Annotated in this window: 7 protein-coding genes and 1 pseudogene; all 8 read right to left on the minus strand. The window is 69.0% G+C overall.

The features are described from left to right. Nucleotides 1-1,156: acyltransferase family protein (locus tag ESO86_RS07620; RefSeq protein ID WP_165307481.1), on the minus strand; the 1,156-nt coding region annotated here is incomplete at its 3' end. A gap of 138 nt (nucleotides 1,157-1,294) precedes the next feature. Further along, nucleotides 1,295-2,488: an elongation factor Tu gene (gene tuf, locus ESO86_RS07625; RefSeq protein ID WP_129234361.1), complete on the minus strand. Its 1,194-nt coding sequence runs from the start codon at nucleotides 2,486-2,488 to the stop codon at nucleotides 1,295-1,297. A gap of 112 nt (nucleotides 2,489-2,600) precedes the next feature. Next, nucleotides 2,601-4,715, minus strand: a complete 2,115-nt coding sequence (fusA, locus tag ESO86_RS07630) for an elongation factor G (RefSeq protein WP_129234362.1) — start codon at nucleotides 4,713-4,715, stop codon at nucleotides 2,601-2,603. Between the two features lie 96 nt (nucleotides 4,716-4,811). After that, nucleotides 4,812-5,282 (minus strand): 30S ribosomal protein S7, encoded by a 471-nt coding sequence (gene rpsG / locus ESO86_RS07635; protein ID WP_067948599.1) that lies wholly within the window; start codon nucleotides 5,280-5,282, stop codon nucleotides 4,812-4,814. Then, nucleotides 5,282-5,656 (minus strand): 30S ribosomal protein S12, encoded by a 375-nt coding sequence (rpsL, locus tag ESO86_RS07640; RefSeq protein ID WP_022889720.1) that lies wholly within the window; start codon nucleotides 5,654-5,656, stop codon nucleotides 5,282-5,284. Before rpsL ends, rpsG begins: the two co-directional genes overlap by 1 nt. 304 nt (nucleotides 5,657-5,960) lie before the next feature. Further along, on the minus strand, nucleotides 5,961-6,608 hold the full coding sequence (locus ESO86_RS07645) for a spermidine/putrescine ABC transporter substrate-binding protein (protein WP_129234363.1): 648 nt from the start codon (nucleotides 6,606-6,608) through the stop codon (nucleotides 5,961-5,963). Nucleotides 6,609-6,682: 74 nt separating this feature from the next. After that, complete coding sequence (locus ESO86_RS07650) at nucleotides 6,683-7,159, minus strand: DUF6121 family protein (protein ID WP_129234364.1); 477 nt, start codon at nucleotides 7,157-7,159, stop codon at nucleotides 6,683-6,685. 77 nt (nucleotides 7,160-7,236) lie between these two features. Beyond that, a pseudogene (locus ESO86_RS18715) lies at nucleotides 7,237-7,907 on the minus strand (hypothetical protein); the annotation flags it as partial.

Raw genomic sequence — 7,907 nt, forward strand, 5'->3', positions numbered from 1 at the left:
CGATCCCCGCGGCCACGAGGAGCGCCGCGAGCGTGGCGACCGAGCCGAGCAGCAGGGCCGACCGCGGCCGGCGCGCCCCGGCGGCGCCGAACCTCGCCGGGTCCTCGATCCATCGCTTCGACGCCGCGGCGACCGCGAACGCCGCGATCACCAGCAGTGCCATGAGCCACGGCGGGCTCGGCACCCCCGTGATGAACGGCACGAACATGAAGATCGGCCAGTGCCAGAGGTAGAGCGAGTACGAGATGTCGCCAGTCCATTGGACCGGCGGAATCCCGGTGACGCGTGCCGGAGACCATCCGACGGCCGGCATGCCCGCCCAGATGACGGCGAGGGCGCCGGCGACGGGCACGAGGACCACGACCCCGGGGAACACCTCCGGGTCGCGGAAGACGATGATCGGCACGGCGATGAGCGCGAGCCCCAGCCATCCCACTGCGGCCCGGAGCCGTTCCTGACCGGCCGCGACCTCCGGGACGAGGATGGCGAGGATTCCGCCGACGCCGAACTCCCACACTCGCGTGAACGTCGAGAAGTAGGCGAGGTTGTGGTCCTGCACGGTGAGGACGACGTTCCACGCGAATGAGGCGATCGTCGCGGCGCCGAGCACGACGAGCAGGGCGCGCCGCGGGTCTCGCGACCGACGGGCGGCGAACGCGATCGCGGCGATGATCAGCAGCGGCCACGCGAGGTAGAACTGCTCCTCGACCGAGAGGGACCAGAAGTGCTGGACCGGCGTGGAGGCGAGGTCGTCGCGCGCGGGGGCCTGCGAGTCGGCAGCGAGCAGCCAGTTCTCGAAGTAGAGCGCGCTCGCGATGACCTCGCGGAAGTAGGAGCGCCACTCGACCCTGGGGACGACGAGGTAGGTGAGCACGGTGACGGCGACGAGCACGGCCATGGCGGCCGGCAGGATCCGCCGTGCGCGGCGGAGGTAGAAGTCCTTCAGGGAGATGCGACCCGTGCGGGCCGACTCGCGCAGGAGCAGTGCGGTGATGAGGAACCCCGACACGACGAAGAAGACGTCGACGCCCATGTAGCCGGCGGGCGCGACCGCGGGCCACCCGTGGTGCAGCACGACGGCGCACACCGCGATCGCGCGGAGGGCCTGGATCTCCGGCCGCACTGCGGCCCGGGTTCGGATCGACGGGGGAACCATCCGGTCAAGGCTAACCCGAGGTCTCCTCGACGAGGGACGCGCTGCCCGGATCTGGACGCCCGCGCACGACTGTGGTAGCGGAACGACGAAGGGGCCGGGCCCGAAGGCCCGACCCCTTGCAGGTCGCGATCGCGAAGATTACTTGATGATCTTCGTGACGGTACCGGCGCCGACCGTGCGGCCACCCTCGCGGATGGCGAAGCCGAGGCCCTCCTCCATGGCGATCGGCTGGATGAGCTCGACCGTCATGTCGGTGGTGTCGCCGGGCATGACCATCTCGGTGCCCTCGGGCAGCGTGATGACGCCGGTGACGTCGGTGGTGCGGAAGTAGAACTGCGGACGGTAGTTCGCGTAGAACGGGTTGTGACGGCCGCCCTCGTCCTTCGAGAGGATGTAGGCCGTGCCCTCGAAGTTCGTGTGCGGGGTGACCGAGCCCGGGGCCACGACGACCTGGCCGCGCTCGACGTCCTCGCGCTTGGTGCCGCGGAGCAGGAGACCGCAGTTCTCGCCGGCCCACGCCTCGTCGAGCTGCTTGTGGAACATCTCGATGCCCGTGACCGTGGTCTTCTGCGTCGGGCGGATGCCGACGATCTCGACCTCGGAGTTGATCTTCAGCGTGCCGCGCTCCGCGCGACCCGTGACGACCGTGCCACGACCGGTGATGGTGAAGACGTCCTCGATCGGCATGAGGAACGGCTTGTCCTTGTCGCGCACGGGGTCGGGGATCGAGTCGTCGACGGCCTCCATGAGCTCGAGGACCGAGTTGACCCACTTCTCGTCGCCCTCGAGCGCCTTGAGGCCCGAGACGCGGATGACCGGGGCGTCGTCGCCGGGGAAGCCCTGCGACGAGAGCAGCTCGCGGACCTCGAGCTCGACGAGCTCCAGGATCTCCTCGTCGTCGACCATGTCGGCCTTGTTCAGCGCGACGAGCAGGTAGGGCACGCCGACCTGCTTGGCGAGCAGCACGTGCTCGCGCGTCTGGGCCATCGGGCCGTCGGTCGCCGCGACCACCAGGATCGCGCCGTCCATCTGGGCGGCACCGGTGATCATGTTCTTGATGTAGTCGGCGTGACCCGGGGCGTCGACGTGCGCGTAGTGGCGCTTCGGCGTCTCGTACTCGACGTGCGAGATGTTGATCGTGATGCCGCGCTGGCGCTCCTCGGGAGCGGAGTCGATCGACGCGAAGTCGCGCTGCACGTTGGTGGCCGACGGGTACTTGTCGGCGAGCACCTTGGAGATCGCTGCGGTGAGCGTGGTCTTGCCGTGGTCGACGTGACCGATCGTTCCGATGTTGACGTGCGGCTTGGTCCGCTCGAACTTGGCCTTAGCCACTGTGGGTCCTCCTCAGGATCCGTGTAGCAGCACCGGGCGCCGGATTGCGACCGGTGTGCTACGGGGTTGTGTTGTTATGTTACGCGAACCTGTCGGTCCGTGCGTTCGGGCGCTATTCGCCCTTGTTCTTCTGGACGATCTCCTCGGCCACGGCCTTCGGGACCTCCGCGTAGCTCTCGAACTCCATCGAGTACACCGCGCGGCCCGAGGTCTTGGACCGCAGGTCGCCGATGTAGCCGAACATCTCCGAGAGCGGGACGTGCGCACGCACGACCTTCACACCGGCGGCGTCCTCCATGGACTGGATCTGGCCGCGGCGCGAGTTCAGGTCGCCGATGACGTCGCCCATGTACTCCTCGGGAGTACGGACCTCGACGGCCATCAGCGGCTCGAGCAGGACGGGGTTCGCCTTCCGAGCGGCCTCCTTGAAGCCCATCGAGCCGGCGATCTTGAACGCCATCTCCGAGGAGTCGACGTCGTGGGCGGCACCGTCGGTGAGCGTCGCCTTGACGCCCACCATCGGGTAGCCGGCGAGGATGCCGACCTGCATCGCGTCCTGGAAGCCCGCGTCCACCGACGGGATGTACTCGCGCGGGACGCGACCACCCGTGACGGCGTTCTCGAACTCGTAGGTCTTGTCGCCCTCGACCTCGAGCGGCTCGAGCTTGAACTGGATCTTCGCGAACTGGCCCGATCCACCCGTCTGCTTCTTGTGGGTGTAGTCGTGACGCTCGACCGTGCGGCGGATCGTCTCGCGGTAGGCCACCTGCGGCTTGCCGACGTTGGCCTCGACCTTGAACTCGCGCTTCATGCGGTCCACGAGGATGTCGAGGTGCAGCTCGCCCATGCCCTTGATGACCGTCTGGCCGGTCTCCTGGTTGAGCTCGGTGCGGAAGGTCGGGTCCTCCTCGGCGAGCTTCTGGATGGCCGTGCCGAGCTTCTCCTGGTCGGCCTTGGTCTTCGGCTCGATGGCGACCTCGATGACGGGCTCCGGGAAGGTCATCGACTCGAGGACGACCTGGTTGTCCGGGTCGCACAGGGTGTCGCCGGTCGTGGTGTCCTTCAGGCCGATGACGGCGTAGATGTTGCCCGCCGTGACCGAGTCGACCGGGTTCTCCTTGTTGGCGTGCATCTGGAAGATCTTCCCGATGCGCTCCTTCTTGCCCTTGGTCGAGTTGATGACCTGGGCGCCGGAGTCGAGACGGCCCGAGTAGACGCGGACGTAGGTGAGGCGACCGAAGAACGGGTGCACCGCGACCTTGAACGCGAGCGCCGAGAAGGGCTCGGTCGCGTCGGCGTGGCGCTCGATGATCTTCTCCTCGTCGCGCACGTCGTGACCCTGGACCGCGGGCACGTCGAGCGGCGACGGCAGGAAGTCGATGACCGCGTCGAGCATCGGCTGCACGCCGCGGTTCTTGAACGCCGAGCCGCACAGGACGGGGTAGATCTCGGAGTTGACCGTGAGCTTGCGGATCGCGCCCTTGATCTCGTCGACCGTGAGCTCCTCGCCGCCGAAGAACTTCTCGAGCAGCTCGTCGCTGGTCTCGGCGACGGTCTCGAGCAGCTGCTGGCGGTACTGGTCGGCCTTGTCCTTGAGGTCCGCGGGGATCTCCTGGACCTCGTACTTGGCGCCCATGGTCACGTCGCCCTTGGCGTCGCCGGGCCACACGAGTGCGCGCATCTCGATCAGGTCGATGACGCCGACGAAGTCGTTCTCGGCGCCGATCGGGAGCTGGAGCACGAGGGGCTTCGCGCCGAGGCGCTTGACGATCGTGTCGACGGTGAAGTAGAAGTCGGCGCCGAGCTTGTCCATCTTGTTGACGAAGCAGATGCGCGGGACGTCGTACTTGTCGGCCTGGCGCCAGACGGTCTCGGACTGGGGCTCGACGCCCTCCTTGCCATCGAAGACGGCGACCGCGCCGTCGAGCACGCGCAGCGAACGCTCCACCTCGACGGTGAAGTCGACGTGGCCGGGCGTGTCGATGATGTTGATCTGGTTCTTGTTCCAGAAACAGGTGACCGCGGCGGACGTGATCGTGATGCCGCGCTCCTTCTCCTGCTCCATCCAGTCGGTGGTCGACGCGCCGTCGTGCGTCTCGCCGATCTTGTGGTTGACGCCCGTGTAGAACAGGATGCGCTCGGTCGTGGTGGTCTTGCCGGCATCGATGTGCGCCATGATGCCGATGTTGCGGACCTTGTTCAGGTCGGTGAGCACGTCAAGTGCCACGGGGTTCCTCCGGATGTTCAGGAAGGGAAGGGTGGGGGGTGAGCGGATACCGCGAGGCCGCCGCGAGCGCGAGGCCCGCGGCATCCGCTCGGCCCGCTACCAGCGGTAGTGGGCGAAGGCGCGGTTCGACTCGGCCATCTTGTGGGTGTCCTCGCGGCGCTTGACCGCGGCACCCAGGCCGTTCGAGGCGTCGAGGATCTCGTTGGTGAGACGCTCGGTCATGGTCTTCTCGCGGCGGGCCTTGGCGTAGCTGGTGAGCCAGCGCAGTGCCAGGGTGTTCGCACGGTGCGGCTTGACTTCGACGGGGACCTGGTAGGTCGAGCCGCCGACGCGGCGCGACCGGACCTCGAGGGTCGGGCGCACGTTGTCGAGGGCCTTCTTCAGGACCGCGACGGCGTCCTGGCCGGACTTGTTCGCGACGTTCTCGAGCGCCTCGTAGACGATGCGCTGCGCGAGGTCCTTCTTGCCGTCGACGAGGATCTTGTTGACGAGCTGGCTGACGACCGGCGAGCCGTAGACGGGGTCTGCGACGACGGGGCGCTTCGGAGCGGGTCCCTTGCGAGGCATTACTTCTTCTCCATCTTCGCGCCGTAGCGGCTGCGAGCCTGCTTGCGGTTCTTCACGGCCTGCGTGTCGAGCGCACCGCGGATGATCTTGTAGCGGACACCCGGGAGGTCCTTCACACGACCGCCGCGGACGAGCACCATCGAGTGCTCCTGCAGGTTGTGGCCCTCACCGGGGATGTAGGCGGTGACCTCGGTGCCGTTCGAGAGCTTCACGCGGGCGACCTTGCGGAGCGCCGAGTTCGGCTTCTTCGGGGTGGTGGTGTACACACGCGTGCACACGCCGCGCTGCTGGGGGTTGGCCTTCAGGGCGGGAGCCTTGGTCTTCGTGACCTTCGGCGAGCGACCCTTGCGGACCAACTGCTGAATGGTTGGCACTGCTTCTCCTTGTTGTGCTGCACGGTGACAGCGTTGATGGATTTCACATCACGACCCACCGGCACCGCCGAGCGGCGCTGCCTTTTCAGTGGTGGGTATGCCGTGGGGGCGTTCCGGCCGGGGGCCGGCGCCCTGGTGTGCGCACTGTGAGAACCCGCGCCGCCTCCGTGGATCCGGGGGATCCGCGGGCACGGCACGAGCGCGCGGCAACGCGCACACCCGACCAATGGTAATCCGGCGTCACGATGCGGTCAAATGACGCCTGCACGCCCTCGGCGAACGCCGGGCGGTGTCGACGGCGCGATCAGCCGGTCCAGCCGGGCGCGTCGAGTTCGCGGTCGAGGTCGGCGAGGAGCTCGGCGACCTGCGGCTCGACGAGCCGCTCGACCGCGTTGGCGATGCGCTGGCGGTGCCGCGCGAGCTCGGCGCAGATGCGCCGGCCGAGCTGCTTGGCGAAGTCGTCGGCGAGGCGCACCTCCTCTCGGAGCGCCTCCTTCTCCTGCGGGGTGAACGGACGCGGTGCGGGCTCGGCGGCCTCGGCCGCGGCATCCGCCTCGAGCCCCTGCAGCGTGAACAGGAACGGCTCACCGGGCGTCGGGTCGGGATCGAGGTCGAGCCCCAGGAACTCCGGGTCCAGGCCCTCCCCGGCGCGATACGGCCGCCTGGCCTTGCGTTCCTCGGCGAGGCGGATCTCGCGATGCAGCATGGGGAGGTTCCGTGCGGTGTAGTCGTCGACCGCGACGTCGATGATGCCCTTCATGCGCATCGAGAAGGCGTGCTGCACCGGGTGCGGCACGTCGACGTCGAGGCCGGCCGCGGCGAGGATCGGCGAACCGAAGCAGCGCGTGCAGAGGCGCACGCGACCGCGGTGCGTCCCCGGTCGCCACCGCGGCAGCCACGCCAGCCAGCGGTCGACCTCGTGGCTCACCCGGGCCTCGACCGATCCCTCCACGCGGTTCACCCTACTGCCGTCGACCGCGAGCGCCCGAGAACCCGTGAACGGATGTCCCGCCGCGGGCGCACGGATCACTCGTCGTCGTCGCGCTCCCACGGCCACCTGGGCCGTTCCACCCCGCCCTCCTCGGCGCGCACCGTGACCGCGGCGAGCAGGGCGACGAGCGCGCTCGCGAGCGGGATGATGAGCCCGAACCCGACCGACATGAACGAGAGTGCGAAGAGGAACGCGGCGAGGATGGTGCCGGTGGACGCGGAGTACGCGATCGTCCCGGCCACGACGCCGGACGCCCACGTGACGAGGAACGCGAGGCCGGCCATCGACCAGGCGCGCATCCCCCGCCCCAGGGCCGCCCCGAGCAGGAGCAGCAGGGCGCCGACGGCGGCGCCGATCGTGATCGGCCCGACGAGGCGGCCGGCGGCGGGATCGGCGATCGGCTCGAGGTCGGCGAGCAGGCTCGTGAATCCGAACGCCGCCACGATCAGCGCGACGTCGAGCGCCGCCGCGAAGCCGGCGACGGCCCACGCGGAGGTCGCGTTCGACGCCATGCTCCGAGCCTACGCCGCCTCGACGGGAGCACCGCCATGAGCGCACCCGACCGAGGGCGCGAGGGCGATCCGCTCCGCTAGCGCGAGGACGTCACCGGCTGCGGTCCGGCCGCGAGCTGGCGATCGTACTCCTCGCGCGCCCGGACGTTCCGCTCCGTCATCGTGCGGCCTCGCGCGGCGATCCACCCGCCGAACCAGATGGGCAGTTCGCGGGCGACGATGAACGCGATGATCGCGAACGGGTCGACCCAGCGCTCGGCGACGAAGTCCGCGGCCTGCTGCGGGGTGAACTGCCACGCCGCGACCGTGAGGAGGGAACCTGCGATGTAGGAGAAGTACACGATGATCCCGACCGCGAGGCCGAACACGGCCCAGGTCCACCACGCGGCGCGGTTGAGGATCGCCGCGAGCAGCGCGAACGAGAGGAAGAAGAAGACGACCGGGATCCAGAACACGGGCTGCGCCAGGAACTCGGTGTACACGCGGATGCCGTCGCCGCGACCGGCGCCGTACCACGTGATCACGAGGTACGAGATCCCCGCGTAGAGCAGGGCGAAGCCGACGGTCGCGATCAGGCCGACGAGCACGCCGAAGCCGCGGTTGCCCTTGTCCCTGGGCGGAGTGGGCGCCTGGACGTAGATCGTCTGCGGCATCGGCGGCGCCGGCGTCTCCGGTGCCGCCGTGGCCACGCCGGCTCCGGCTGCGGCGCCGACACCCGTCGCGCCGACCGTCTCGGGCACGCCGGTCT

This window comes from Agromyces binzhouensis (assembly GCF_004135055.1).
Classification (GTDB): domain Bacteria; phylum Actinomycetota; class Actinomycetes; order Actinomycetales; family Microbacteriaceae; genus Agromyces; species Agromyces binzhouensis.